This is a genomic window from Sphingomonas sp., from assembly GCF_031426035.1.
Lineage (GTDB): Bacteria > Pseudomonadota > Alphaproteobacteria > Sphingomonadales > Sphingomonadaceae > Sphingomicrobium.
The window spans coordinates 1-25,210 of the sequence record NZ_JANPKO010000122.1 but is presented as its reverse complement, the minus strand read 5'-3'; the positions used below and the strand labels follow the sequence as shown (position 1 = coordinate 25,210).

27 protein-coding genes are annotated in these 25,210 nt (G+C 68.5%); 2 read left to right on the top strand and 25 right to left on the bottom strand.

Annotation, left to right across the window (positions count from 1 at the left end; genetic code table 11):
• Positions 1-149 precede the first annotated feature (149 nt).
• Positions 150-1,940, bottom strand: coding sequence for a transcription termination factor NusA (gene nusA / locus RMP08_RS09030; RefSeq protein WP_310468665.1), 1,791 nt, complete (start codon positions 1,938-1,940; stop codon positions 150-152).
• A gap of 6 nt (positions 1,941-1,946) precedes the next feature.
• Entirely contained in the window at positions 1,947-2,483 is a 537-nt protein-coding gene (gene rimP / locus RMP08_RS09025; protein ID WP_310468664.1) for a ribosome maturation protein RimP, read from the bottom strand.
• Positions 2,484-2,742: 259 nt separating this feature from the next.
• Here rimP and RMP08_RS09020 point away from each other — a divergent pair, with 259 nt between their 5' ends.
• Positions 2,743-3,861 carry a PQQ-dependent sugar dehydrogenase gene (locus tag RMP08_RS09020; RefSeq protein WP_310468663.1) on the top strand — a complete coding sequence of 373 codons (1,119 nt, stop codon included), beginning with the start codon at positions 2,743-2,745 and terminating at the stop codon, positions 3,859-3,861.
• On the opposite strand, the gene RMP08_RS09015 is transcribed toward RMP08_RS09020, so the two are convergent.
• The 3 genes from RMP08_RS09015 to RMP08_RS09005 form a co-directional block, all read right to left on the bottom strand.
• On the bottom strand, positions 3,842-4,921 hold the full coding sequence (locus RMP08_RS09015) for a CocE/NonD family hydrolase (RefSeq protein WP_310468662.1): 1,080 nt from the start codon (positions 4,919-4,921) through the stop codon (positions 3,842-3,844). The genes RMP08_RS09020 and RMP08_RS09015 overlap by 20 nt on opposite strands.
• 74 nt (positions 4,922-4,995) lie before the next feature.
• A complete protein-coding gene (locus tag RMP08_RS09010; protein WP_310468661.1) occupies positions 4,996-5,652 on the bottom strand; it encodes a LytTR family DNA-binding domain-containing protein in 657 nt (218 codons plus the stop codon).
• Between the two features lie 9 nt (positions 5,653-5,661).
• Entirely contained in the window at positions 5,662-6,387 is a 726-nt protein-coding gene (locus RMP08_RS09005) for a tRNA (guanine(46)-N(7))-methyltransferase TrmB (RefSeq protein ID WP_310468660.1), read from the bottom strand.
• A gap of 57 nt (positions 6,388-6,444) precedes the next feature.
• On the opposite strand from RMP08_RS09005, the gene RMP08_RS09000 reads away from it, so the two are divergent.
• On the top strand, positions 6,445-6,804 hold the full coding sequence (locus tag RMP08_RS09000) for a hypothetical protein (RefSeq protein ID WP_310468659.1): 360 nt from the start codon (positions 6,445-6,447) through the stop codon (positions 6,802-6,804).
• On the opposite strand, the gene metK is transcribed toward RMP08_RS09000, so the two are convergent.
• The 20 genes from metK to RMP08_RS08900 all read right to left on the bottom strand — a co-directional run.
• Entirely contained in the window at positions 6,801-8,027 is a 1,227-nt protein-coding gene (gene metK, locus RMP08_RS08995) for a methionine adenosyltransferase (protein WP_310468658.1), read from the bottom strand. The two genes, RMP08_RS09000 and metK, sit on opposite strands and share 4 nt — an antisense overlap.
• A 59-nt stretch (positions 8,028-8,086) precedes the next feature.
• On the bottom strand, positions 8,087-9,607 hold the full coding sequence (lnt, locus tag RMP08_RS08990; RefSeq protein ID WP_310468657.1) for an apolipoprotein N-acyltransferase: 1,521 nt from the start codon (positions 9,605-9,607) through the stop codon (positions 8,087-8,089).
• Positions 9,608-9,618: 11 nt separating this feature from the next.
• A complete protein-coding gene (locus tag RMP08_RS08985; RefSeq protein WP_310468656.1) occupies positions 9,619-10,944 on the bottom strand; it encodes a sorbosone dehydrogenase family protein in 1,326 nt (441 codons plus the stop codon).
• Positions 10,945-10,985: 41 nt separating this feature from the next.
• On the bottom strand, positions 10,986-11,867 hold the full coding sequence (locus tag RMP08_RS08980; protein ID WP_310468655.1) for a hemolysin family protein: 882 nt from the start codon (positions 11,865-11,867) through the stop codon (positions 10,986-10,988).
• Entirely contained in the window at positions 11,867-12,382 is a 516-nt protein-coding gene (ybeY, locus tag RMP08_RS08975; RefSeq protein WP_310468667.1) for an rRNA maturation RNase YbeY, read from the bottom strand. The genes RMP08_RS08980 and ybeY overlap by 1 nt, the downstream gene beginning before the upstream one ends.
• Positions 12,383-12,384: 2 nt before the next feature.
• A complete protein-coding gene (locus RMP08_RS08970; protein ID WP_310468654.1) occupies positions 12,385-13,380 on the bottom strand; it encodes a PhoH family protein in 996 nt (331 codons plus the stop codon).
• On the bottom strand, positions 13,380-14,690 hold the full coding sequence (gene miaB, locus RMP08_RS08965) for a tRNA (N6-isopentenyl adenosine(37)-C2)-methylthiotransferase MiaB (RefSeq protein ID WP_310468653.1): 1,311 nt from the start codon (positions 14,688-14,690) through the stop codon (positions 13,380-13,382). Before miaB ends, RMP08_RS08970 begins: the two co-directional genes overlap by 1 nt.
• An 11-nt stretch (positions 14,691-14,701) precedes the next feature.
• Entirely contained in the window at positions 14,702-15,385 is a 684-nt protein-coding gene (locus RMP08_RS08960; RefSeq protein ID WP_310468652.1) for a lysophospholipid acyltransferase family protein, read from the bottom strand.
• A gap of 55 nt (positions 15,386-15,440) precedes the next feature.
• On the bottom strand, positions 15,441-15,863 hold the full coding sequence (locus RMP08_RS08955; protein WP_310468651.1) for a Fur family transcriptional regulator: 423 nt from the start codon (positions 15,861-15,863) through the stop codon (positions 15,441-15,443).
• 127 nt (positions 15,864-15,990) lie between these two features.
• Positions 15,991-16,410 (bottom strand): MucR family transcriptional regulator, encoded by a 420-nt coding sequence (locus RMP08_RS08950; RefSeq protein ID WP_310468650.1) that lies wholly within the window; start codon positions 16,408-16,410, stop codon positions 15,991-15,993.
• A 110-nt stretch (positions 16,411-16,520) separates the two neighbouring features.
• Positions 16,521-17,000, bottom strand: a complete 480-nt coding sequence (gene rimI, locus RMP08_RS08945; RefSeq protein WP_310468649.1) for a ribosomal protein S18-alanine N-acetyltransferase — start codon at positions 16,998-17,000, stop codon at positions 16,521-16,523.
• Complete coding sequence (gene tsaB, locus RMP08_RS08940) at positions 16,997-17,644, bottom strand: tRNA (adenosine(37)-N6)-threonylcarbamoyltransferase complex dimerization subunit type 1 TsaB (RefSeq protein ID WP_310468648.1); 648 nt, start codon at positions 17,642-17,644, stop codon at positions 16,997-16,999. The genes rimI and tsaB overlap by 4 nt, the downstream gene beginning before the upstream one ends.
• Positions 17,645-17,681: 37 nt before the next feature.
• Positions 17,682-18,254 carry a NifU family protein gene (locus tag RMP08_RS08935; RefSeq protein WP_310468666.1) on the bottom strand — a complete coding sequence of 191 codons (573 nt, stop codon included), beginning with the start codon at positions 18,252-18,254 and terminating at the stop codon, positions 17,682-17,684.
• A 31-nt stretch (positions 18,255-18,285) separates the two neighbouring features.
• Positions 18,286-18,951: a cytochrome b/b6 domain-containing protein gene (locus RMP08_RS08930; RefSeq protein WP_310468647.1), complete on the bottom strand. Its 666-nt coding sequence runs from the start codon at positions 18,949-18,951 to the stop codon at positions 18,286-18,288.
• A 31-nt stretch (positions 18,952-18,982) separates the two neighbouring features.
• The gene (locus RMP08_RS08925; protein WP_310468646.1) at positions 18,983-19,552 is read right to left on the bottom strand and encodes a cytochrome c; all 570 of its coding nucleotides are present in this window, start codon (positions 19,550-19,552) and stop codon (positions 18,983-18,985) included.
• Positions 19,553-19,554: 2 nt separating this feature from the next.
• Positions 19,555-20,463, bottom strand: coding sequence for a 3-hydroxyisobutyrate dehydrogenase (mmsB, locus tag RMP08_RS08920; protein WP_310468645.1), 909 nt, complete (start codon positions 20,461-20,463; stop codon positions 19,555-19,557).
• Positions 20,463-21,236 carry an enoyl-CoA hydratase gene (locus RMP08_RS08915; RefSeq protein ID WP_310468644.1) on the bottom strand — a complete coding sequence of 258 codons (774 nt, stop codon included), beginning with the start codon at positions 21,234-21,236 and terminating at the stop codon, positions 20,463-20,465. Before RMP08_RS08915 ends, mmsB begins: the two co-directional genes overlap by 1 nt.
• Before the next feature lie 9 nt (positions 21,237-21,245).
• Positions 21,246-22,316: an enoyl-CoA hydratase/isomerase family protein gene (locus RMP08_RS08910; protein WP_310468643.1), complete on the bottom strand. Its 1,071-nt coding sequence runs from the start codon at positions 22,314-22,316 to the stop codon at positions 21,246-21,248.
• A complete protein-coding gene (locus tag RMP08_RS08905) occupies positions 22,316-23,953 on the bottom strand; it encodes a class I poly(R)-hydroxyalkanoic acid synthase (RefSeq protein ID WP_310468642.1) in 1,638 nt (545 codons plus the stop codon). The genes RMP08_RS08910 and RMP08_RS08905 overlap by 1 nt, the downstream gene beginning before the upstream one ends.
• A 152-nt stretch (positions 23,954-24,105) precedes the next feature.
• Positions 24,106-25,210: acyl-CoA dehydrogenase family protein (locus RMP08_RS08900; RefSeq protein ID WP_310468641.1), on the bottom strand; the 1,105-nt coding region annotated here is incomplete at its 5' end.

Sequence of the window (25,210 nt, the reverse complement as noted above, 5' to 3'; positions counted from 1 at the left end):
GCGCGCGGGCGCGGACATCGGGCGCGACCGAGCCGTCGGGGCCGAGCGCGAGCCGGATCAGGTCGCTCCGGCTGCCCGTGCGGCGGGTCAGCACGCACGTCCGTTCGGGGACATGCGCCTCGCGGTCGAGCGTCAGGCCGTCAGGCGTGTCATTCGGAGGATTCCGCAATTGCGTCCTCCCCGGCTGCGTCTTCGGCGGCGTTGTCAGCCTTGGCCTTGGCCGCGGGCTTTTTGGCCGCCGCCTTCTTGGCCGGCTTCTTGGCGGGCTTGTCTTCGGCTTCGGCCTCTACCGCCGGCTCGGCGGTGACTTCGGGCTCGGTCGCTTTAGCTTCGGCCGACTTGTCCTCGTCCTCGAACCAGTGGGCGCGGGCGGCCATGATGATCTCGTTGCCCTGCTCCTCGCTGAGGCCGTAGTCGGACAGGATGCCGCCCTTGTCCTCGTTGCGGGTCGGCGCATTCTCGGCGCGGCGGCGGGGTTCCTGGCGCTTCTTTTGAATGTGCTCGTCGGTGGCGAGGTCGGCGAGGTCGTCGAGGGTCAGGATCTTGGCCTTGCCCAGTGTCACCAGCATCTGCTCGGTGAGGTGCGGCAGCTCGGCCAGCGCATCCTCGACGCCGAGTGCGCGGCGCTCCTCGCGCGACGCGGCCTCGCGCCGCTCGAGCGCTTCGCCGGCGCGGTTCTGCAGCTCGCCGGCGATCTCGTCGTCGAGGCCCTCGATCGAGGCGATCTCGTCGATCTCGACGTAGGCGACTTCCTCCAGGCTGGTGAAGCCCTCGGCCACCAGCAGCTGGGCGAGCGTCTCGTCGACGTCGAGTTCGGTCTGGAACATCTCGGAGCGCTCGACGAACTCACGCTGGCGCTTCTCGGAGGCGTCCGCCTCGGTCAGGATATCGATCTGCGAATTGGTCAGCTGGCTGGCGAGGCGGACGTTCTGGCCGCGGCGGCCGATCGCCAGGCTCAACTGGTCATCGGGGACGACCACCTCGATGCGGCTTTCCTCCTCGTCGATGACGACGCGGCTGACCGTCGCCGGCTGCAGGCCGTTGACGACAAAGGTCGCGAGGTCCTCGCTCCACGGAATGATGTCGATCTTCTCGCCCTGGAGCTCCTGGACGACCGCCTGGACGCGGCTGCCCTTCATGCCGACGCAGGCGCCGACCGGATCGATCGAGCTATCGTGGCTGATGACGCCGATTTTCGCGCGCGACCCTGGGTCACGAGCAGCCGCCTTGATTTCGATGATGCCGTCGTAAATCTCGGGGACCTCCTGCGCGAACAGCTTTTTCATGAACTCGGGGTGGGCGCGTGACAGGAAGATCTGGGGCCCACGCGCTTCGCGCCGGACCGACAGGATCAGGCTGCGGATGCGGTCGCCGACGCGGACCATCTCGCGCGGGATCTGCTGGTCGCGGCGGATGACGCCCTCGGCGCGGCCCAAGTCGACCACGACGTGCCCGAACTCGACGCGCTTGACGACGCCGGTGATGACCTCGTTGGCGCGGTCCTTGAACTCTTCATACTGGCGCTCGCGCTCGGCGTCGCGGACCTTCTGGAAAATGACCTGCTTGGCGGCCTGGGCGGCGATGCGGCCGAACTCGATCGGCGGCAGCGGGTCGACGATGAAGTCGCCGACCGCGGCGTCGGCCTTGAGCTTCTGCGCGCCCTTCAAATCGACCTGCTTGAAATGGTCATCAACCTCTTCAGTCACTTCGACCACGCGCCACAGGCGGAGGTCGCCGGTGACCGGGTCGAGCTTGGCGCGGATGTCGTTCTCGGCGCCGTAGCGGGCGCGGGCGGCGCGCTGGATGGCGTCCTCCATCGCCTCGATGACGATGGCGCGGTCGATCAGCTTCTCGCGCGCGACGGCGTCGGCGATGGCGAGCAATTCGGCCTTGTTGGCGGTGGGGGAGGAGGCGGGAGCGGCGGGGGCGGCAGTAGCCATTTCAGATCAACCTTCCGTCTTGATGAGATCGGCGCCCTCGGTGCTGAGCGGCGCGGTGGCTTGGATGAGATCGTCGGTCAGCAGCAGCTTGGCCGAAGCGATGGCGGAGAACGGGATCGTGCGGGCGCCCTTGGGCGAGCCGATGCGGATGGTGTCGCCGTCGACGCCCTCGATGACGCCCGAGACTTGCTTGGCGCCGTCGACGGTCTCGGCGAGCTTGAGGCGCGCCTCGTGGCCGGCCCAGTCGGAAAAATCCTTGAGGCGGGTCAGCGGGCGGTCGATGCCGGGCGACGACACTTCGAGGCGGTAGGCGCCGTCGATCGGATCGCGGCCCTCGGCCTCGAGCGCGTCGAGGATTTCCGACAGCCGGCGCGAAATCTGCTCGCAATCGCCGAGCGCGAGCTGGCGGGTGTCGGCGCGCTCGGCCATCACCTGCAGCGTCGGGTCGCTGGTGCCGCCGACCATCGCCACCCGCACGAGGTCGAAGCCCAAGGCTTGCACCTCGGGCTCGAGCAGGCGGGTCAAAGCGGCGGTATCGGTCACGTCGGGCCTTCGCATGAAACTAAAACAAGTCTCGGACCGGCCTCCGGGGGGAAGCCAGCCTCAGCATCATTGACGATGTCGAGGGAGAAGCCGCGATATAGGCCCGTCGCGGGGCAGGCGCAAGGCGAACTCGAACCGGGCCGGCCGGGCGGCAAACGGGTCCGCTTGGCGCCCCAGCATTGACCGGCCGGGGCGCCCGCCGCAATAGTCGGAAGAGGAGCCGATCCCGATGATTACACTACGATTTCAAGCCATCCTGTTGCTTGCTTCAGCCGCCGCCTGCGCCGCCGCGCCGTCACAGCCCGCGGCGGCCGCGGCCGACCCCCCGTTCAGCGTCTCCGAAGTGGCGCGGTTCGACGCGCCATGGGCGATGGATTTTTTGCCCGGCAGCGGGGTGCGGATGACCGGCGCTGCGTTGGTCACCGAGAAAGGCGGCAAATTGTGGCTGGTCAGCACCGGCAGCGGGACACGGCAGGAGGTTAGCGGCGTCCCCCAGGCCAAGGTCGCCGGCCAGGGCGGGTTGGGGGACGTCGTCGCCCACCCCGATTTCGCCGGCAACCAGCGCATTTATCTGAGCTTCGTCGAGGCTGGGCCGGGCGGGACCGGCGGCGCGGCGGTCGGCTACGGCCGGTTGCTGTTCACCGCGCCCGCGGTGCCCGGCGCGGCGGCGGGAGTTTCGCTCGACGGGTTCAAGGTGATCTGGCGGCAGACGCCGAAGGTCGACGGGGACGGGCATTTCGCGCATCGCATCGCGTTCGCTCCCGACGGCACGCTGTTCCTCACCTCGGGCGACCGCCAGAAGATGCAGCCGGCGCAGGACCGCGCCGGCGACCTCGGCAAGGTCATTCATCTGACCGCCGAGGGCGAGCGGATCAACGGGCGTTTCGTCACCCTCGGCCACCGCAACCCGCTCGGAATTGCCTTCGCCCCCGACGGGCGGCTGTGGTCGACCGAGATGGGGCCGCAGGGCGGGGACGAGCTCAACCTGATCGTGCCGGGAAAGAACTATGGCTGGCCGGTGGCGTCGTACGGCAGCCACTACGGCGGCGAGGACATCCCCGACGATCACCGCGGCGCAGGCTTCGAGGAGCCCAAGGCGTGGTGGAACCCGTCGGTCTCGCCCGGCGGGCTGCTGATCTACTCGGGAGACCTGTTCAAGGGCTGGAAGGGCGACGCGCTGATCCCCGCGCTATCGGGAAAAGCGCTGATCCGGGTCGACATCGACGGCGACAGCGCGCGGAAGGCCGACCACTGGCCGATGGGCGCGCGCATCCGCGCCGTCGACCAGGGCCCGCGCGGCGAAATTTATTTGCTCGAGGACGGCCCGAGTGGACGGCTGCTGCGGCTGGGGCCTAAACCTATCGCGCCGTCTCCTTGAGCCAGGCGATCAGCGGCTCGAGCCACGCCTCGCGCCCCGGCTCGCCACCTTCCTCGCGGTAGGCGGCGAGGGCGTCGGGGTAGCGGCGCAAAGAATGATCGAGGCCGTCGAGCATCACCAGCTGCGCAGTGCCCGGGCGCAAGCGGTTGACGGTGTCGACGATCACGGCATGCGATTGCAGCGGCTCGAACTGGTCGTACGGCGCGTAGCCGACCAGCACCGGTGCCTCGATTGTCGCCCACGCACCGAGGAAATTCTTGGCCGCCGCCTGCCAGTGCCAGGCGTAAGGCCGGCCGTAATGCGGCGGCGCCTCCGCCCCGCCGCGGATCGACGCCCACACGCCGGCGAGGTCGGGGCGCTCGGCGGCAATCTGCGCGGGCGTCTTGCGGCCGATCAGATAGAGCTGGTGGAACGCGATGCGCTTGACCATCTCGTCGTGGATCGCCTCGGGCCGATATTTGCCCGAGCGTTCGAGGTAGAGCCGGTCGAACCCGATCATCCGCTCGAGATAGGTCAGCGCGCCGCCGCCCTGCACCGCGATCCCGGCGACTTTCTTGCCTTCGGCGACCAGCGGCGCAGTGGTCGAACCCAGACTGCTGCCGACGATAAACATTTTGTTCGGATCGACCCATTGATGCCGGGCGAGGGCGTCGAACGCTTCGCGGTAATGGCGCACCTCGGTGTCGTAATCGAACGCCTCGCAAGCGGGGCCTTCGCTGTCGCCGGTGCCGGCGCGCTCGACGCGGATCAGCACCATCCCCGAGCGGCGCGCCAGCTCGCCGAGCATGGTCGGGCGGTCGGTCGGCAATTCGAGGCTGCCGCACGACACCGCCTGGGTGTGGAAAATCGCGGGCAGCTTGCCGCTGGATCCCGCAGGCCGGGTGACGATGGTGCGCAGGCGCACGCCTTCCGAGGTGCGGACCGAGCCATATTCGGTGTCGACCCCGGCCAGCGCCTCGAGCGGCCTGGCGTCCTTGCGCGGCAAATCGCCGGTCAGGCGCGGGGCGCCACTGGCCGCGGTCCCGCTCAGCAACAGGGCAAGCAACAGTATCGATCGCATATCCGCACCTCCGGACCCCGCTGTGGCCGCGGGGAGCGGGAGGCGGAACGGCGGTGGGACGAAGGGACGAATCTCTAGCCGGCGAGCGCGGCCCGATAGCGTTTGCCGACCTTGAGGTGCGTGCCGTCGCGCAGCACCACGTCCTGCGGTCGGACGCGGGCAATGGTGTCGCGGCGGACCAAAGTCGAGCGGTGGATGCGGACAAAGCCGTGCAGCGCGAGGTCGCGCTCGGCGGCGCCGATCGAGCCGCGATGCACGATGGTGCGCTGGCCGGCGCGCAGCTCGATATAATTGCCGGCGGCGCGCACCCAGTCGATCTGGCGCGGGAGGAGGGGGATTTCCTGCCCCGTTTCCGCACCGGCGCCGACACGCGAGCGGAGGAGAGCGACTGCGGCCGTGCTTGCCGCCAACGCGGGAAGTCGGCGCAGCGCTTCGAACAGCAGGCCGGCATTGCTGCTGCCGAGCGCGTATCCCAACAGCAGCGAGGCGGCACCGGCGGCCGCCAGCGCGATTCCCGCGCCGCGCCAGTCGGGCGAGCGCTTCCCGGCCTCGATCGCCAGCAGCCACGGGCAGATGTTGGCGGCGGCCCAGGCGAGCGCGCCGAGCAGCGATTCGGGGCGGCCGGCGAGCGCGGTGTAGGCGAGGCAGTAAAGCGCGACGGCGGTGCCGACACCGGCGACCAGCGCGGCGAGCTGGGAGGACGACAATGGCCGGCGTAGCACCTCGAGCATAGCCGCAGTCTATCCCTCTGCCGCGACCACCGGAAGGGCGGTGCGGCGATAGCGCAGATAATAAGGACGGCGGCCCTCGCGGCGCGACTTGGCGCCGTAGCGCGTTTCGATCCAGCCGCTTGGGGGCGCGAGAAAATCGGCGGGTTTTTGCGCCAGCCACTCGAACTGGCGGGCGTGTCGCTGCATCACCATCAGCGTCCACTCGAGATAGACCGGATGATCGGTGGCGATGCGCAGTTCGCCGCCCGGCTCGAGCTTGGCCGCGATGAGGCTCAGCGGGCCGTCGCTGGCCATCCTTCTTTTGGCGTGGCGCGCCTTTGGCCACGGGTCGGGGTGGAGCAGATAGACAAAGCGCAAGGCGCCGTCAGGGATGCGGCGCAACACGTCGAGCGCGTCGCCCATGTGCAGCCGGACGTTGGCCAGGCCGTGGCCGCGGACATGGCCGAGCGTGGTCGCTACTCCGTTGAGGAATGGCTCGGCGCCGATGAAACCGTGGTCGGGGAGCAGGTCGGCGCGGTAGGCAAGATGCTCGCCCGAGCCGAAGCCGATCTCGAAGTGGAGCGGGCGGTCATCGCCGAACAGCCGCCGCGCGGTCACTTCGCCCTCGGCAGGCACCGCGATCTTGGGCAACAGCGTATCGATCAGCGCCTGCTGCGCCGGACGCAACTTGTGCCCCGCCGACCGCCCGTAGAGGCGGTTGAGAGTGGTCGGGTCGCCGGGCTTGTGCGCGCTCATCGCGCCGCGCCTAAGCGCTCAAGCCGCGGTTCAGCAAGCGCGCGGTACACTGCGGCCATGAACAAGTTGCTTCTCGCGATTCCATTCGCCTTGCTCGCCGTGGCCACCCCGGCCCACGCCACCGGCGGCATGATCTGTCGCACCGCCGGCACGCGCCCGATCGAGATTTCGCTAGGTTTCGGCCATGTCCCCGGCTCGCCACTGATTTTGACCCGGCTGCGCGAAGGCGAGCGCACCGTGCCGGTGTCGGCGGCGCAATGGTGGCTCGACAACCGCGACCTGCGCGTGCTGCTCGTCGATGCCAATGCGATGAAGCAGGAAGCGCTGCTGCACGCCCGCCGCACCGGCCACTTCTACGACGGCACCCTGTGGCGCGGTGGACAACGCCGCTGGGTGCGCTGCCGCGAGGACGGTTAGGCCAGCGCCGCTTTCAGATCGTCGACCAAATCGACCTTTTCCCACGGGAACAGGTCGCCCTCCGCCTTGCGCCCGAAGTGGCCGTAAGCGGCGGTCGGCTCGTAGATCGGCTTGTTGAGCTGGAGGTGCGTACGGATCCCGCGCGGCGTCAGCCCGCCGAGCTTGTCGATGCGCCCGATCGCGGTCTCCAGCGCGCTGTCCTCGACGGTGCCGGTGCCGTGGGTATCGACGTAGAGCGAGAGCGGCTCGCTGACCCCGATCGCGTAAGCGAGCTGGATCGTGCAGCGGCGGGCGAGCCCGGCGGCGACGATGTTCTTGGCGAGATAGCGCGCGGCGTAGGCGGCCGAGCGGTCGACCTTGGTCGGGTCCTTGCCCGAGAAAGCGCCGCCGCCGTGCGGGGCCGCGCCGCCATAGGTGTCGACGATGATCTTGCGCCCCGTGAGGCCGGCATCGCCGTCGGGGCCGCCTATCTCGAAGCTGCCGGTGGGGTTGATGTGATAGACGGTGTCGTCGCTGAGCAACTCGGCGGGAAGCACGTCGGCGACGACGCGCTTCACATAGGCATGGAGCTCGGCTTCCTGGTCGCCCTCGTCATAGCCCTTGCTGTGCTGAGTCGAGACAACGATCGCGGTCGCCGCGGCGGGCTTGCCATGGTCGAAGCGCAGGGTGACCTGGCTCTTGGCGTCGGGCTGGAGGAACGGCGCGGCGCCCGAGTGGCGGTCGGCGGCCATGCGCTCGAGGATCTTGTGGCTGTAGAACAAGGTCGCCGGCATCAGCTCGGGGGTTTCGTCGACCGCGAAGCCGAACATGATGCCCTGGTCGCCCGCGCCCTCGTCCTTATTGCCGGTGGCATCGACGCCCTGGGCGATGTGCGCCGACTGGCCGTGGAGATGGTTCTCGAAGCTCGCCGACTGCCAGTGGAAGCCTGCCTGCTCGTAGCCGATGCGCTTGATGGTATGGCGCACGACCTGCTCGATTTCGTCGCGCGCGCCGGGCGCCCAGCCGTGGGTGTCGGGGAACTGCTTCTCGTCATACACGCCGCGGCAGCGGATTTCGCCGCTCAGCACGATGCGCTGGGTGGTGACCATCGTCTCGCACGCCACGCGCGCCTCGGGGTCCTTGCCCAGGAACAGGTCGACCACGGCATCGCTGATCTGGTCGGCGACCTTGTCCGGATGGCCTTCGGAAACCGACTCGGAGGTGAAGAGATAGGAGCTGCGCATAAGGCGAACGGGGTCCTCGCTGGCCGCTGGAGAGCGGGAATCGTGATATAAGGAAATCCTTATATGGGCCGATAGCGGCGACGCGCGGAGAGGGCAATGGCCGCGAACAGCAGCGCGAAGGCAAGGCCCAGCGGGATCCAATTGCCGAGCCGCGCGAACGGGGGCGGGGAGGCCGCGGGCGGCGGCAGGTCGGCGTCGATCACCCCCGCGGTGCGCCACGGCAGCGCTTTTACCAGTCCGCCGCGGGCGTCGATCAAGGCGCTGATCCCGGTCGGCGTCGAGCGCACCACCGGCAATCCCTCTTCGGCAGCTCGCAGCCGCGCCTGGGCGAGATGCTGCGGCGGGCCCCAGCGCCCGAACCACGCGTCGTTGGACGGGTTGAACAGGAAGTCGGGGCGGTTCGCCCGTTCGACCACCTCGCCCGAGAAGATGATCTCGTAGCAGATTTGCACTCCCATCCGCGCGAACCCGGGGACGTCGAGCGTGCGCGGGCCGGGGCCGGCGCCGGTGTCGCCCTGGCCTGGCGCCAGCTTGGACAGGCCGATCGCCGACAGCAACGGCCGCATCGGCAGATACTCGCCGTACGGCACCAGGTGCGCCTTGTCGTAGCGCCCCGAAATGCCGCCGTCCGCGGCCATGGTCAGGACGCTGTTGGTGTTGCCGACGATCGCCCCGCGGTCATCGGCGACGAGCGTCACCGCGCCGGTGACCAGCAGGTCGCCGGGGCGCACCGACTGCATCGCGCGCGGAACCGCCGCCATCAAGACGGGCAGGCTTTGCCCATTCGTCCCGATGATCTGGAACGGCACGGGCACCGCGACCTCGGGCCAGAACAGCAGGCGCGGGACCGGCGCGCCGCCCGCCGACAGCCGGCCGAGCCGCTCGAACGCCTCGTCGGCAAGACCGGGGCGCCATTTGTCTTCCTGCTCGATGTCGGGCTGGACGATGCGCAGCGGCTTGATCTCGAGCGAGGCGGGGATGCGCGGCGCGGGGAAGGCCCACAGCAGCACGGTTGCCGCCGCGATTCCGGCGACCGGTCCCCAGCGGCGGTGCGCGGCGAGCCACAGCGCGCCGCCGAGCAGCACGACCAGCAGCGACAAGCCGTAAGTACCGATCAGTGCGCTGACGCCGAGCAGCGGGGTATCGACCAGGACGACCCCGGCCGGGTTCCAAGCGAAGCCGGTGAACAGGCCGGCGCGTAGCCATTCGGTGATACCCCAAGCGCCGGCCAGGCCGAGCACAAGCACCAGGCGGCTCTTTTCACCGAATGCCCAGGCGAGCCCCGCCGCAAGCGCCGGGAACAGCGCCAGATAGAGCGCCACCAACAGCACCGCGACCCAGCCCAGCCACGCCGGCATCGCGGCCTGGAAGGTGAATGCGGTGGCGATCCAGTTGAGGCTGATCGCGAACTGGCCGAGCCCGAACAGGAAACCGGTGAGCAGAGCGCGCCGGCGCGTCGGGGCGCGGCTGAGCAGCTCGAGCAAGGCAGCGAAGGCGAGCGGGAGCAGCGGCCACAGGCCGGCCGGCTGGAAGGCGAAGGCGGAGGCGGCGCCGGCGAGCAGCGCGAGGAGCAGCAACATCGCGCGCGGTGCTAGCGGGTCGCGGCGCCCCGTGGAAGCGTGGCAGTGACCCGCCACACCTTGCCGCCGACATCGTCCGCCACCAGCAACGCGCCGTCGCGGGCGATTTCAACCCCGACCGGCCGCCCGCGTGCGACATCGCCGACGCGGAAACCGGTCAGCACGTCGACCGGCCGCCCGCTCGGCCTGCCCCCCGCGAACGGCACGAACGAGACTTTATAGCCGCTCGGCGGGTTGCGGTTCCAGCTGCCGTGCTCGCCGATAAAGGCGCCGGTCGCGAAGCGCGGCCCCAGCTTGGCGTCGGCGCTGAACGCCAGCCCGAGCGGGGCGACGTGATTGCCGAGCGCATAATCGGGGACGATCGCTTTCGCCATCATGTCGGGGCGTGGCGGGTTGACGCGGGTGTCCACGCGATTGCCGTAATAGCTCCACGGCCAGCCGTAGAAGCCGCCGTCGCGGACCGAGGTCAGATAATCGGGGACGAGGTCGCTGCCCAATTCGTCGCGCTCGTTGACCACCGTCCACAGCGCGCCACTCGCGGGGTTGAAGGCGAGCCCGACGGGGTTACGCAGCCCGCTCGCGAAGATGCGGTAGGCGCCGGTATTCGGCTCGACCACCCAGATCGCGGCGCGGCCTTTTTCCATTTCGAGCCCGTTCTCGCCGGCATTGCTGTTGGAGCCGACCCCGACGAACAGGTATTTGCCGTCGGGCGAGACAGTCAGCGACTTGGTCCAGTGGCGGTTGTAGCCCGACGGCAGCGCGGTCACGAGGCGCGGCCGCGCGGTCAGCTTGGTCACCCCGGGCCGAAACGGGAAAGCGATCAGCGCGTCGGCATTGGCGACGAACAGTTCCTCGCCGACCAGCGCCATCCCGAACGGCGACTTGAGCCCTTCGAGCAAGGTCGTGCGGGTTTCCGCGACCCCGTTGCCGTCGCGGTCGCGCAGCAACACGATAAGATCGGGGCTGCCGCGCCCCGAGCCGGCTTTGTTCATGATGCGCGCCTGGATCGCGCCCTTGATCAGCCCGCCGGTCTTGTCGGTGCCGGGGCTGTCGCTGAGCGCGACCAGCACGTCGCCGTTGGGCAGCACGTGGAGCCAGCGCGGATGAGCCAAGTCGCCGGCGAACTGATTGACCGCGAGTCCGGCGGCGGCGGTCGGCGCGGCGCCCGCCGGCCAGCCTTGCGCGTCGGCGATCTTGACGGTGGGGATGAGCGACTTGCGCGGCTCGCCGAGGGTGGGATTGGGGCCGGTCGACGCGGAAAAATCCTGCTCGGCCTTCTCGCCGCAGGCGGTCAGCGCGAGGGCGAGTATCAGCGCGAAACGATGTGGATCTGTCATCCGCAACGAACGGCGGGCGCGGCCAAAGGATGCGTAGGGCTTTAGGCGGGGGCCGCCTCGGGGGCGTGGAGGCGAATGCGGATGATGCGGCGGGCGTCGGCCTCGACCGATTCGAGGCGCCAGCCCGACGGGTGGAGCACCGATTCGCCCGCCGGGAGTATGCGCCCGGCGAGCAGGAAGGTGAGGCCGCCGAGGGTGTCGACTTCGTCTTCCTCGGACGTCAGGCGGGCGTCGACGGCCTTGGTCAGTTCCTCGATCTCGAGCCGCGCGTCGGCCTCCCACAGCCCATCCTCGAGCATCGCCAGCATGCCGTGGACTTCCTCGTCATGCTCGTCCTCGATGTCGCCGACGATCTCCTCTACCACGTCCTCGATGGTGATCAGGCCCTCGGTGCCGCCGAACTCGTCGACCACGATGGCGAGGTGGATGCGTTCGTTGCGCATGCGCGCGAGGAGATCGAGCACGCCCATCGATTCGGGCACGAACAACGGCGAGCGCATCAGCGCCGGCAGGGAGCGGTCGCGCGCGGGGTCCTCGCGCGCCATGAACACGTCCTTGATGTGAACCATGCCGATCACCTGGTCGAGGCTGTCCTGATAGACCGGCAGGCGGCTGTGCCCGGCCTCGGCGAACGCCGCGATGAGGCGCTCGAAGGTGATCGTCGAGGGCACCGCGATGATCTCGCCGCGGGTGACGCAGACGTCGCCCGCGGTATGGTCGCCGAAGTGGAGCAAATTGCGCAGCATCTGGCGCTCGTGGGGCGAAAGGTCGCCGGTCACCGGGCGCGCGCCCTCGGCCTCGTCGATCGCCTCCTCGATCTGGTCGCGCAGGCTGGTCTCGCCGTCGTCGCCGAAAATCAGCGCGCGCATCCCGCGCCACAGCCGCGATGCGCCTTCCGGCTCGTCGTCCTGGCGGGTCGCCATCAGCACACCACCGCGTAGGGGTCGGTGATGCCGAGACGAGCCAGCGCGCGAACTTCGCGTGCCTCCATGTCGGCGGCGGCGGCATCGTCTTTGTGGTCGTAGCCGAGCAGGTGGAGCGTTCCGTGGACCAGCAAATGGCTGGCATGGGCCTCGACGCTGATCGCTTTCTCGGCCGCCTCGGCGGCGCACACGCCGTGGGCGAGCACGATATCGCCGAGCATCAGCTCGGGGCCGCCGTCTTCGTCGAAAACTCCTGAATCGTCGTCGAGCTCATAGGCTTCGGCGAGCGGGAAGGAGAGCACGTTGGTGGCCATGTCCTTGCCGCGCCAGTGCGCGTTCAAGGCGCGGACCTTGTCGTCGCTGGTCAGCTTGACCCCCAGTTCGACGGTGCGGTTGCCGGCGGTGAGCTGCGGGAACGCGCTTTCTGCAATCGCCGAGGTGGCGGCACGGCGCGCCAATTCGGCCCAGTTGCTACTGTCCCACTCGGCGTCGGCTTCAAGCGCAATATCGAGCATGCTCACGATCCCGGGCCTTCATAGGCTTCGACGATCTTGCCGACCAAGGGATGGCGGACGACATCGGCGGCGGAGAAGCGCACCATCGCGATTTTCGCAATGCCGTCGAGCTTGGCCACCGCGTCGTTGAGCCCCGATTCGACGCCGCGCGGCAGATCGGTCTGCTTGGGGTCGCCGCAGATGACCATCCGGCTGCGCATGCCGAAGCGGGTCAAGAACATCTTCATCTGCATCGGCGTGGTGTTCTGCGCCTCATCGAGGATGACGAAGGCGTCGTTGAGCGTGCGCCCGCGCATGAAGGCGATCGGCGCGATCTCGATTTCGCCGCTAGCGATGCGCCGCTCGACCTGCTCGGTGGGGAGCATGTCGTAGAGCGCGTCGTAGAGCGGGCGCAAATAGGGATCGACCTTGTCCTTCATGTCGCCGGGGAGGAAGCCCAAGCGCTCGCCGGCCTCGACCGCGGGGCGCGACAGGATCAGGCGGTCGACACTGCCCGCGATCAATTGCGACACCGCCTGGGCGACCGCGAGATAGGTCTTGCCGGTGCCCGCCGGGCCCAGTGCAAAGATCATGTCCTCGCGGGCGAGCGCCTCCATGTAGGCGGTCTGCACCGTCGAGCGCGGCACGATAGTCTTCTTGCGGGTGCGGATCATCACCTGCGGCGGCGAGGCGACCTCGTCGGCGACGATCCCGTCGAGGTGCGGCTGGGCGGCCATGGCGATCACCGCTTCGACCGCCGCGGCGTCGACGTCGTGGCCCTGGTCAAGGCGGTTGTAGAGGCCGACCAGGACATCGCGGGCGCGCGCCGCGGCGTCGGGCTCGCCCTCGATCTGGACCTTGTTGCCGCGCGCCGCGATGTGCACGCCGAGGCGACTTTCGATGGTCACGAGGTGGCGGTCGTAATCGCCGAACAAAGGCCCGAGCAGGTACGGCTGGTCGAACTCGAGCTCGAGCCGGGCGTGGTCGGCGACGGCGACGGTGGAATCGCGGCGGGCCATCAGGCGGCTTCTGCTTGACGGAGCGCGGTGGCGCCGAGGCTGTTGGGGAGCGCTTCGGTGACGTGGACGTCGAGCATGGTGCCGATCGGCGCCGTGGTCTCGACGAACGTCGATTGCAGCCACGGCGACTTGCCGATCATCTGGCCCGGGCGGCGGCCGCTGCGCTCAACCAGGATGCTGGTGTCGCGGCCAATGCAGGCGCAGTTGAAGGCCAGGCTATGCTCGGCGAGCCGCGCCTGGAGGCGCTGGAGCCGGTGGTCCATCACGGATGCGGGGATTTGACTCTCCATAGTTGCCGCGGGGGTGCCGGGGCGGGGCGAATATTTGAACGAGTAAGCCGCGGCATAGCGCACCGCGTCGACGATGCTCAGCGTCGCTTCGAAGTCGGCCTCGGTCTCGCCGGGGAAGCCGACGATGAAGTCGCCCGAGATGGCGATGTCGGGGCGCGCGGCGCGGGCGCGGTCGATGGTGCGCAGATAGCTGTCGACCGAATGGCTGCGGTTCATCGCCTTGAGGATCGAGTCGCTGCCCGACTGCACCGGCAAGTGGAGGTAGGGCATCAGCTTGGGCACCTCGGCGAAAGCGGCGATCAATTCGTCGTCCATGTCGGCGGGGTGGCTGGTGGTGAAGCGGATGCGCTCGAGCCCGTCGATTTTGGCCAGGGCGCGGACCAGTCCGGCGAGGCCGAGAGCGCCGTCCGCCCAGGCGTTGACGTTCTGCCCCAGCAGCGTGATCTCGCGCGCGCCGCCGTCGACCAGCGCGTGCGCCTCGGCGACGATGTCGGCCGCCGGTCGGCTGGTCTCGGCGCCGCGGGTGTAGGGGACGACGCAGTAAGTGCAGAATTTGTCGCAGCCTTCCTGCACGGTGAGGAACGCCGCGGGGCCGCTGCGGCGGCGCGCGGGGAGCGCGTCGAATTTGCTGATCGCCGGCATCGCGGTGTCGACCGGGCGCGCGCCCGCGGCGGCGGCGGTCACCATCTCGGGCAAACGGTGATAGGCCTGCGGGCCGACCACGATGTCGATCAGCCCCGAGCGGCGGTGCGCCTCCGCGCCTTCGGCCTGGGCGACGCAGCCGGCGAGCGCGACGAGCGGCGTGGATCCGTCCTCGCGGCGCAGGCGACCGACGTCCGAATAGGCCTTTTCGGCGGCTTTCTCGCGGATGTGGCAGGTGTTGAGCACGACCAGATCGGGTTCGGCGCCATCGCTGGCGGGGGCCATGCCGTGCTCGGACAGCAATTCGGCCATGCGCTCGCCGTCATAGACGTTCATCTGGCAGCCGAACGATTTGATGCGGAAGGTCGTGGGGGTCATTGGCGACACGGCTATAGGCCAGTGCGCGGCGAACTTGAAGCGGCCAGCGCAACCCCGATCGCCTCGCGCGCGGCGTGGGCCAGCGCCTTGCGGTCGCCGGGGTGGGGCAGGGCTGGGAGGAGGTGGACGGTGACAGGCAGGGTGCCGCGCCGGCCGAGCACGCGCAGGACATTGTCGCGCCCGCTTTCGCCGTGCCAGCCGATCTCCGGCGCGGCGGCGCCGTAATCGAGCGCGACTGGCTGCACGGCGACCGCGCGGGGGGCCACGGCGGCGGCTTCGAGCAGGGTCGAGCGGAACGGCAGCAGATGGCCGCCGGGGCCGGTGGTGCCCTCGGGGAACAGCGCCAGCGGCTGGTCGTGGCCGAGCGCGGCGGCGATCGCCTCGGCCTGGTCGCGCGCGCCCTTGCGGTGGCTGCGCTTGATGTAGAGCGTGGTGTTCTGGTCGGCGAGCCAGTGGATCAGGCCGTGGCCGAGCGCATCCTTGGACACGAACGCGCAACCGGTGGCGCCGGCGAGGATCAGGATGTCGAGCCAGCTGACGTGGTTGCTGACGAGCAGGGTGTGCGGGGATGGCGGATCGCCGGCAATGGTGACGCGCGCGCCGCAGATCCACGCCGCGGCGGCGAGGAAGCGCGGCGGCCAGCGCGAGGTGCGCAACAGCAGCTTGGACAGCAGATGCGGGCCGATGCACGCCACGAACAGCAGGATCAGCCCTGCGATGCGCAGCCCCGCTCGGAGCCGCGAGGAGGGCCTAGCGGCTGCGGTCGAGCGTGACGCCGTACAGCTCCATGCGATGGTCGACGAGGCGGAAGCCGAGTTTTTCGGCGATGCGTTTCTGGAGCAGCTCGAGCTCCTCGTCGACGAACTCGATGACCTTGCCGGTCTCGACGTCGATCAGATGGTCGTGGTGGGCGTCCGATGCCGCTTCGTAGCGCGAGCGGCCGTCGCCGAACTCGTGGCGCTCGAGGATTCCGGCCTCCTCGAACAGGCGGACGGTGCGGTAGACCGTGGCGATCGAGATTTTCGGATCGATCGCGGCGGCGCGCTCGTGGAGCGTCTCGACGTCGGGATGGTCCTCGGCCTCGGACAGGATGCGGGCGATGGTGCGGCGCTGCTCGGTGATCCGCAGCCCCTTGTCGGCGCACAATTTCTCGATGTCGATGTTGCGGTGCATGGCGCGAGATTAGAGGGGCACAGGCGCGAAAGCCAGCGTCATCCCGACCCGGGCCGGGATCCGCCTGCTTCCGATTCGGCCAAGAAGAAGGCGGATCCCGGATCAGGTCCGGGATGACTGGGCGGCGTTACTTGGCCTTCGCGGTCTTGCGGCGCTTGGTACCGAGGCCGATCGACTTGGCCAAAGTGCGGCGCTGCTCGGCGTAATTGGGCGCGACCATCGGGTAGTCCGAATTGAGGCCCCACTTCTGGCGATACTGGTCGGGGGTCATTTGGTAATGCGTCATGAGATGCCGCTTGAGCATCTTGAGCCGCTTGCCGTCCTCGAGACAGACGATGTAATCGGGTTTGATCGACGAGCGGATCGGCACCTTGGGCTCGAGCTTGGCCTCGGGCGCGCGGCTGCCGGAAATGCCGGCCAGCGCGCCGTGGACGTTCTGGATCAAGTTGGGCAGGTCGTTGACCGCAACGCTATTGTTGCTGACATGCGCCGCGACGATGTCGGCGGTCAGCGTCAGCAGCGTGTCTTCCCCGTCAGTGTCAATCATTGTGAAATTCCCCGAGCATATTGGGCAGCCGATGCGGCTGCGCTCTCGGCAATATGCGCGTAGCACTGCAACGGCAATGGCCGCTTACTAATCCTTTGCTTTCATCAAGACTAGACAGTGGTGGTAAAGGTCAGCGCGTCGAATTCGCCACCATCGCGCCCGCGATAATATTTGCGGCGTCGCCCGGCGGCATGAAAACCGGCGGCGCGATACATCTTGACCGCCGGGTTGCCGTCGCGAACTTCGAGGTGAACCCGGTTCGCGCCATTTTCGCGTGCGCGGTCAAGGAATTGGTCGAGCAATACGCTGCCGACCTTGCGCCGGCGATGGTCGGGCGCGACCGCCAGCAGCAGCAATTCCGCCTCGCCCGCAATGATCCGCGACAGCGAGAAGCCGATCGCCGTCTGGCCGTCGCGGGCGACGATCAGGGCGACCCCCGGCATCGGCAGGATTCCGGCGCATTGCGAGCGCGTCCATGCCTCGCCGAAGCGGTCGTCGAACGCCTGTTTCATGACAATAATGACCTCGTCGAGATCGGCGGTCGAGCCGGCCTCGAGGCGGATGGCGATGGGCTCGGGTCCCTCGATCACGCCGCGCTCCGCACTTTCGCATCGGGCGCGCGGGCGTACAGCGGCCTGGGCGCAAGTGAGCGCAGCTCTTCTGGCAGGCGCAGCGAGTCGCTCGCGCTGGGCAACGCGGCGACCGCCTCGCCGCGCCCGCGCGCGGCAACCAGCGCGGCGGCGGCGGAGCCGACCACCGATGGGGCGGTGATTTCCGACGCGGCCGCCTGTGCCGGCAGGTTGAGCAAGTCGCTGACCGCGGCAAACGGCGCGCGGTCGAATTGCTGGACGAATAGTTCGCCATGCCCGCCCTCGACCGCGGCCGCGACCGGCCCGGCACCAGCTGCGCCCGCGGCGAGCAAGGCGAGCGACGACATCCCCGCGACTTCCGCATCCCACCCGATCGCCAGCCCTTGCGCGGCGGCGATCCCGACGCGGATCCCGGTAAAGCTGCCAGGACCGACCCCGACCAGGATGTGGGTGGCGCGGCGGCCGGCGAGCATCGACTCGATCATCGGCACCAGCCGCTCGGCGTGGCCGCGCCCGATCATCTCGTCGGCGCGCGCGAGGCAGGCGCCACCGGGGTCGAACAAGGCCGCGGTGCAGGCGGCGGTGGAGGTGTCGAACGCGAGGATCATCGTGATGCCCTGATAGCGCCGGGCGGAGTGGGCCACAGCGGATGCGGCCAAGCAAGCGAATTAACGCGTTGCGTCAGACCGCCTCGACGCTCTCCACCTCGGGGACATAATGCTTGATCAGCCCCTCGATGCCGCGCTTCAAGGTCACCGCCGACGACGGGCAGCCCTGGCACGCGCCTTGCATCGCCAAGTACAGAGTGCCGTCCTTGTAGCCGCGATAGATGATGTCGCCGCCGTCCTGCGCGACCGCCGGGCGGACGCGGGTCTCGATCAGATCCTTGATCTGGTCGATGATCTCGGCGTCGGCGGGATCGTCATCGAAGTCGTCCGCGGGGGCGACATGGATGCCGGCTGCGGTGCCGGGCGCGAACAACGGCGCGTCGCTGACGAAATGGTCGAGCAATATGCCGACCACCTCAGGCTCGACCACGCTCCACTCGGCGCCGGGCGCGGCGGTGACCGAGACGAAATCGCGCCCGAAGAACACGCCCTCGACCACCCCGGTGGCGAACAGGCCGGCGGCGAGGGGTGAGGCGGCGGCCGATGCCTCGTCGGGGAAGTCGCGTGTGCCGGCATCCATCACGGCCAAGCCGGGGAGGAATTTGCGGGTCGCCGGGTTGGGCGTTTGCTCGGTGTGGATCAGCATGGCGGCGATGTGGCCCTCGCCGGGGCTGCGATCAAGTGCCAAGCGGGGGCGCCCCGGCGACGATCCAGCGGGTGAAGGCGAGCGCGGCGACCAGGCACAGCAGCGCCACCCAGCCGCGACCGGGCCGCATCGGCTCGGTGCCGGGGTCGAGCGCGGCGCGCCCGCTGATCATCGGGCCGAGCAGTTTTTTGCCGAGCACCAGGCGATAAAAGACGATCGCGGCGACATGGATGCCGATGACGATCAGCAGGCCGTCGAACAGCACATCGTGGAGATCGTGCGCGGCATCGGACGCAGTCTCACCGAGGAGCGGCGCGAGCGGGCCCTCGACCAGACCGTCGTCGTCGCTGTTGACCAGCCCGGTCGCGATTTGCAGTCCGAGCAGCCCGAGCAAGGCGACCACGCTGAGCGCGCCGAGCGGGGTATGCCCGACCGTGCGCCATCCTTTGGCGTCGCGCAGATAGCCGAGCACCGCGGCGGGACCGCGGACGAAATTGGAAAAACGCGCGGTCGAACTGCCGAATATCCCCCACAGCAAGCGGAACAGCAGCACAGTGAGGATCGCGAAGCCCGACCACATGTGCCACTCGAGCTGGTCATTCTTGGCGGCCCACCAGCTGAACCCGATCAGCGCAACCAGCGCCCAGTGGAACAGCCGCGTCGGCAGGTCCCAAACCGCGGCCTTAACGGCCTTCACGGCTGGCCCGGGAACGCCCTCGTCGTCGGCCTCAATGCTCTTCACGATAGAGGTCGTGACAGGCCTTGCAGGTCTTGCCCATGGTGCCGTGCGCGGCGCGGATCGCGGCGAGGTCGGAGCCCTTGGCTGCGGCGTCGAAGGCGAGCGCGGCGGCGGTGAAATCCTTCGACTTGGCTACGAAGTCCTCCGACTTCTGCCAGATTGCGGCCTTGGCCTCGGTCTTGCCGACCTCGGGGCCGGTGCCGGGCGGGAACAGGCTGGGGATTTGCGGGGCGAAGGTGGCGATTACGCCCGCGTTCTTGCGCACCACCGCGAGGTCGGGGCTCTTCCCCTTCAATTCGCGGCTGACCGCCTTCATCGCGTCGCCGAGTTCCTCATACTTCTCGTGGCGGTCATGCATGAAGGCAGCGGCGCGGTCCTTGGCCATCGGCTCGGTCGGCAGGGCGACCGTGACCGCGTTGGCGGTGGCGGCAGCGGAGTCGTTGATGGGAAGCACCGCGGCGCTGTTGGCGGCGGTGTTGCCGATCGCGTCGTCGTCGGACGAGTTGCATGCGGTCAGCAGCGCGCAGGCGGCGGCGGTCGAAATCAGCAACAGGCGCATATTTACTCCTTGGTCTCGGCGGGCGGCGCCCAGCTGTCGTCGATCATCTTGATGATGCCGGAGAAATCCTTGGTTCCCCCGCCCAAATCGACGAACCGCCGGTACAGTTCCTCGGCCTCCCCGCCCATCGGGGTGTAGGCGCCGGCTTCCTGCGCCGCGGCCATCGCCAGCTGCAAATCCTTGAGCATTAGCGCGGCGGCGAACCCGCCTTCGTAGCCGCGGTCGGCGGGGGTGTCGGGACCGACCCCGGGGACCGGGCAGTAGGAGGTCATCGACCAGCTTTGGCCCGACGCCTTGGACGCGATGTCGAAAAAGACCTGCGGGTCGAGCCCGAGCTTTTGTGCCAGCACGAATGTCTCGCAAGTCGCCGCCATGGTCGCGCCGAGCAGCATGTTGTTGCAGATCTTGGCGGCCTGGCCCGATCCCGGCCCGCCGGCGTGGATCACCGCTTTGCCCATGTTTTCGAGGATCGGGCGCGCGCGCGCGAAGCCCTCGTCCGACCCGCCGACCATGAAGGTCAGCGTGCCGCCCTCGGCCGCGGCGATGCCGCCCGAAACGGGGGCGTCGACCATCGTGAAGCCGGCGGCCTGCGCGTCGGTCTCGACCGCCTTGGCGGTGGCGACGTCGATCGTCGAGCAATCGAGCAGGATCGCGGTTTTCGGCGCGGCGCTCAGCACGGTCGAGCGGTAGACCTCGGCGACATGCTTGCCAGCCGGCAGCATGGTGACCACCGCTTCGGCGTCCTTGCACGCGGCGGCGGCGGATTTGGCGGCGGCGGCGCCGCGCTCGACGGCGCGGTCGAGCGCGGGCTGGCTCAAATCGAACGCGCGCACCTGATACCCGGCCTTGGCGAGGTTGGCCGCCATCCCCCCGCCCATATTGCCCAGCCCGATGAACGCGATTTTCGCCATTACTTCCCGCTCCACTTGCCGGGACGCTTCTCGACGAAGGCGGCCATGCCTTCCTTCTGGTCCTCGGTCCCGAACAGGCCGTGGAACAGGCGGCGCTCGAAGTTGATGCCCTGGGCGAGCCCCATCTCGAACGCGGCGTTGACCATCTCCTTGGTGGCGATGGCGGCGAGCGGGGCCATGCCGGCGATCGCCTCGGCGGTCTTGAGCGCCTCCGCAACGAGTTCGGCGGCGGGAACGACTTTCGCCACCAGCCCGGCGCGCTCGGCTTCATCGGCGCCCATCATGCGGCCGGTCAGGCACATCTCCATCGCCTTGGCCTTGCCCACCGCCCACGTCAGCCGCTGCGACCCGCCCATGCCGGGGGTGACGCCCAGTTTGATTTCAGGCTGGCCGAATTTGGCGGTGTCGGCGGCGATGATGAAGTCGGCCATCATTGCCACTTCGCAGCCGCCGCCGAGGGCGAAGCCGGAGACCGCGGCGATCCACGGCTTGCGGGTCGCGGTGACCTGCTCCCAGCCGGCGAAGAAATTGGCCGAATACATGTCGGCAAACTTCTGGGATTGCATCTCTTTGATGTCGGCGCCTGCGGCGAACGCTTTTTCCGAGCCGGTCAGCACCAGGCAGCGCTGGCTGACGTCGGCGTCGTAGGCGGCGAATGCGGCGATGAGGTCGGCGAGGACCTGGCTGTTGAGTGCGTTCAAGGCCTGCGGGCGGTTGAAAGTGACCAAAGTCACCGCGCCCTTCTGTTCGACCAGAATGGATTCGTAGCTCATTTTCTCTTCCTAGACATCGAGAGGCTGCCACTGCTCGGCGGCGGGCAGCGGCGCAAAGAACGCGTCGACCTCGGCGTCGCCGATCGCGGACGGATCGGCGGGCTGCCAGCACGGGGCATTGTCCTTGTCGATCAGCAGCGCGCGCACGCCCTCGCGGAAATCAGGGTGGCGGATGAGGCGCACCATGATCGCATATTCGAGTTGCATCTCGTCGAGGAAATGAAGCTGGTACTGGCTTTCGACGAGCAATTTGAGGCTGACCTTGCACGCCATCGGCGACTTGGCGCGGATGATCCGCGCCTGCTCGGCGCACCACGGGTCGTCGAACTCGGCGTCGAGCGCGGCGAGGATGTCTTCCAGACGGTCGGACGCGAAGCAGCGGTTGATCGCCTCGAGCCGGCCCATGATCGGCGCGTCAAGCACCTGCGTTTCTGCCGCTTCGTCGAGGATCGCCTGGGTGCGGAACGGCTGCGCGATGATCTTCTCTTTTGTCGCGCCTAGCCGGTCGGAGGGGACGAAATGCGTGGCGAGGCGCAGTGCGACGCACTCGGCGCCGCTCAGCCGGTGGCCGGTCAGCGCGAGGAACTGGGCCAATCGCCCGCGCAGCCGCGACAGATAGCGCCCGCCGCCGACATCGGGGAACAGCCCGATGGTGGTCTCGGGCATGGCGAACAAGGTGCGTTCGGTGGCGACGCGGTAGCGGCACGGGCAGGCGATGCCGACCCCGCCGCCCATCGTCACCCCGTCCATGAACGCCACCCCGGGCTTGGGGTAGGTGTATTCGAGATGGTTGAGGCGGTATTCGTCGAAGAAGAAGCCGCGCGCCGCCGCCTCATGGCCCGCGACGTCCTGCGAAATGCCGACGACGTCGCCGCCCGCGCAGAAGCCGCGGCCCTCGGCGTGGTCGATGAGGATGATGCGGACGTCGGGGTCGCTGCGCCATTCGATCAGCGCGGCGGACATTGCGCGCACCATCTGGCGGTTGAGGCTGTGGAGCGCCTTGGGCCGGTTGAGGCGGAGGCGGCCGGCCTGGCCTTGTTTGAACGTGAGGACGTCCTGCACCTTGGTCACCGCGTCCATTACGGCATCATCGCGTAGCGGCCCGGGGCAGGCTCGAGACCGTCCGAAATGGCGCGCGCCGCGACCTGTTTGCCGCTGCCGTGCCGCGCCAGCCACTGGGTCCAGTGCGGCCACCAGCTGCCATCATGCTTGGTCGCGCCGGCGAGCCAGTCTTCGGCCGCCTGGGGCCGCGCGTCGTTGGTCCAGAAACCGTGCTTGCCCGCGGCGGGCGGGTTGATCACCCCGGCGTTGTGGCCCGACCCGCCAAGGACGAAGTCGGCCTTGAGCAGCCGCGCGCCGTCATACACCGCGCTCCACGCCGAGACGTGGTCGTCCTTGAGCGCGATCACCAGCATCGGCGTTTCGATCGCGGCCAAATCGATCGCGACATAGCCGACCTTGAACCCGGCGGGCTCCTTCAAGCTGTTGTTGAGCAACAGGTCGCGGTTGTACGACTTCAGGAACGCCGCGGGGATCCGCGCGCCGTCCTCGAACCAGGTCAGCAGGTCGGACGGCGGGGCGGGCTGGGCGAGCAGATAATGCTGGACCACCGACGACCAGATCAGATCGTTGGCGCGCATCGCCGCGAACAGGCGCTGCAGCTCGACCGAATCGATGAAGCCTTGCGCCTCGAGATGGTCCTCGAGCGCGCCCAAATGCCCTTCGTGGACGAACGCCGACCAGTCGCGCATGTCGGCGAAATCGACCATCGAGCCGATCAACGTGGCGGAATTGACGTCCTGGGCGCGGCCCTTGGCGGCGAGCCACGCCAGCGCGATCGCGACCAGCGTCCCGCCGAGGCAGAAGGAAAATAGGTCAGGCGCCTGTTTCGTGCGTTTGCGGACCTGCTCGATCGCGGTGACCACGCCTTCGGTGACATAGGCCGCGACGTCCTTGTCGCGGTGCGCTTCGGTCGGGTTGACCCACGACACGACGAACACTGTGCGCCCTTGGTCGACCAGCCATTTGACCAGGCTCGACTTGGGCCGGAGGTCGATCATGTAGTAGCGGTTCACGAGGGGCGGAACGTAGAGCAGCGGCTCGGCGGCGACCTTGGCGGTCACCGGCGTGTACTGGATCAGCTGGAACAGGTCGTTCTCGAACACCACCTGGCCCGGCGTCGCGGCGATCGTCTCGCCCTTGACGAACGCGCTCGGGTCGCTGCGCCGCTGGACGATGCCTTTGCCCGACGAGACATCCTCGAGAAGGTTGGCGAACCCCTCGACCAGGTTCTTGCCCTTGGTCTCCTGGATGCGCTGGATCACCGCCGGGTTGGTCGCCGCGAAATTGGTCGGCGACACCGCATTCAAATATTGGTCGAGGAGGAAGCTCGCGGTCGCCTTCGACTGCCCGTCGCCGCCGCCGCGCGCGACCAATTCGCGCAACTGCTGCGAGGCGAGCAGGTAGGAATCGCGGATCGCGCGGTAATATGGGTCCGCGCTCCACTCGGGGGCGGCAAAGCGGCGGTCGCGCGGCGGGTCGGCGGGCGGGCGCAGCGCGCTGGTCCAGAACTCGCCCCACTGGCGGGTCGCGGCGAGCTGCACCTCGAGCAGCTCGGCCGGCTTGGCGGCGAGGCCCCACGCGAAATCACCGGCGCTCTTGGCCATCGCGAAGGGGTCGAACGGGACGGTTGGCCGCTTGGTCTTGGACTCGGTCATGCTCTACTCATTACCGCCTCGAGCAGACTTCGAGCCTGTCGAGAAGTCGTGCCGGAGGTTGGTCGCAGGGGTATCTCGACGGGCGCGTCTCGGCTTCGCTCGACGCTGCTCGATACGAACGGACACGGGACGCGAGTCTGAACTGCAAATCATCATTGCCGCAGCAGGTCGCGGCTGACGATCATGCGCATGACCTGGTTGGTCCCCTCGAGGATCGAGTGGACGCGCAGGTCGCGCCAGAAGCGCTCGATCGGATAATCCTGGAGATAGCCGTAGCCGCCATGCAACTGGAGCGCGCGGTCGACGATCGACGAGCCGTTGTCGGTGGCGAGGCGCTTGGCCATCGCCGCGAATTTCGACTTGTCGGGGGCGTTGGCGGTGACCTTGGCCGCGGCGACATAGAGCAGCCAGCGCGCCGCCTCGAGGTCGGTGGCCATGTCGGCGAGGGTGAACTGGGTGTTCTGGAAGTCGGCGATGGCGGTGCCGAACTGCTTGCGCTCCTTGGTGTAGTTGACCGCCTCGTCGAGGCAGCGCTGGGCGCCGCCCAAGGAGCAGGCGCCGATATTGAGCCGCCCGCCGTCGAGCCCCATCATGGCGATGCGGAAACCCTCGCCCTCGGCCCCGACGCGGTTGGCGACCGGTACCCGCACCTCGTCGAAATTGACCTGCGCGGTCGGCTGCGAATGCCAGCCGAGCTTTTTCTCCTGGGCGCCGAAGCTGACCCCCTTCATGTCCTTGTCGATGACCAGGCAGGTGATGCCCTTGGGCCCCTCCTCGCCGGTCCGCACCATGGTCACATAGACTTCATTCTCGCCGCCGCCCGAGATGAACGCCTTGGAGCCGGAGACGACATAATGGTCGCCGTCCTTGACCGCCTTGGTCTTGAGCGCGGCGGCGTCCGAGCCCGACGACGGCTCGGTCAGGCAATAGCTGCCCATTTTTTCCATCGGGATCATGGCGGGCAGGTATTTGGCCTTGACCTCGGCCGAGCCGAAGCGGTCGATCATCCAGCTCGCCATGTTGTGGATCGAGATGAACGCGCTGGTCGACGGGCAGCCATAGGCCATCGCCTCCATGATCAGCGCCGCCTCGAGCCGCCCGAGCCCGATCCCGCCGCTCTCCTCGCTGACGTAGATCGCGCCGAAGCCGAGCTCCGCCGCTTCCCTGATCGTATCGCGCGGGAAGATATGCTTTGCGTCCCACTCGGCGGCGAACGGCGTGATCGCGTCGGCGGTAAACTTGGCCGCCATCTCCTGG

Coding starts and splice junctions, on each gene's coding strand:
- RMP08_RS08955 (WP_310468651.1), bottom strand. CDS start 15,863: ATGCACCGCAACATCGACATCGAGAAATTGTGCGCCGACAAGGGGCTG.
- RMP08_RS08925 (WP_310468646.1), bottom strand. CDS start 19,552: ATGCGCCTGTTGCTGATTTCGACCGCCGCCGCCTGCGCGCTGCTGACC.
- miaB (WP_310468653.1), bottom strand. CDS start 14,690: ATGACCCCCACGACCTTCCGCATCAAATCGTTCGGCTGCCAGATGAAC.
- RMP08_RS09015 (WP_310468662.1), bottom strand. CDS start 4,921: ATGCGATCGATACTGTTGCTTGCCCTGTTGCTGAGCGGGACCGCGGCC.
- metK (WP_310468658.1), bottom strand. CDS start 8,027: ATGCGCAGCTCCTATCTCTTCACCTCCGAGTCGGTTTCCGAAGGCCAT.
- RMP08_RS09010 (WP_310468661.1), bottom strand. CDS start 5,652: ATGCTCGAGGTGCTACGCCGGCCATTGTCGTCCTCCCAGCTCGCCGCG.
- RMP08_RS08915 (WP_310468644.1), bottom strand. CDS start 21,236: ATGAGCTACGAATCCATTCTGGTCGAACAGAAGGGCGCGGTGACTTTG.
- RMP08_RS09005 (WP_310468660.1), bottom strand. CDS start 6,387: ATGAGCGCGCACAAGCCCGGCGACCCGACCACTCTCAACCGCCTCTAC.
- RMP08_RS08910 (WP_310468643.1), bottom strand. CDS start 22,316: ATGGACGCGGTGACCAAGGTGCAGGACGTCCTCACGTTCAAACAAGGC.
- RMP08_RS08950 (WP_310468650.1), bottom strand. CDS start 16,410: ATGATTGACACTGACGGGGAAGACACGCTGCTGACGCTGACCGCCGAC.
- RMP08_RS08905 (WP_310468642.1), bottom strand. CDS start 23,953: ATGACCGAGTCCAAGACCAAGCGGCCAACCGTCCCGTTCGACCCCTTC.
- ybeY (WP_310468667.1), bottom strand. CDS start 12,382: ATGCTCGATATTGCGCTTGAAGCCGACGCCGAGTGGGACAGTAGCAAC.
- mmsB (WP_310468645.1), bottom strand. CDS start 20,463: ATGGCGAAAATCGCGTTCATCGGGCTGGGCAATATGGGCGGGGGGATG.
- RMP08_RS08970 (WP_310468654.1), bottom strand. CDS start 13,380: ATGGCCCGCCGCGATTCCACCGTCGCCGTCGCCGACCACGCCCGGCTC.
- lnt (WP_310468657.1), bottom strand. CDS start 9,607: ATGTTGCTGCTCCTCGCGCTGCTCGCCGGCGCCGCCTCCGCCTTCGCC.
- RMP08_RS08985 (WP_310468656.1), bottom strand. CDS start 10,944: ATGACAGATCCACATCGTTTCGCGCTGATACTCGCCCTCGCGCTGACC.
- RMP08_RS09000 (WP_310468659.1), top strand. CDS start 6,445: ATGAACAAGTTGCTTCTCGCGATTCCATTCGCCTTGCTCGCCGTGGCC.
- RMP08_RS08980 (WP_310468655.1), bottom strand. CDS start 11,867: ATGGCGACCCGCCAGGACGACGAGCCGGAAGGCGCATCGCGGCTGTGG.
- RMP08_RS08935 (WP_310468666.1), bottom strand. CDS start 18,254: ATGCTGATCCACACCGAGCAAACGCCCAACCCGGCGACCCGCAAATTC.
- nusA (WP_310468665.1), bottom strand. CDS start 1,940: ATGGCTACTGCCGCCCCCGCCGCTCCCGCCTCCTCCCCCACCGCCAAC.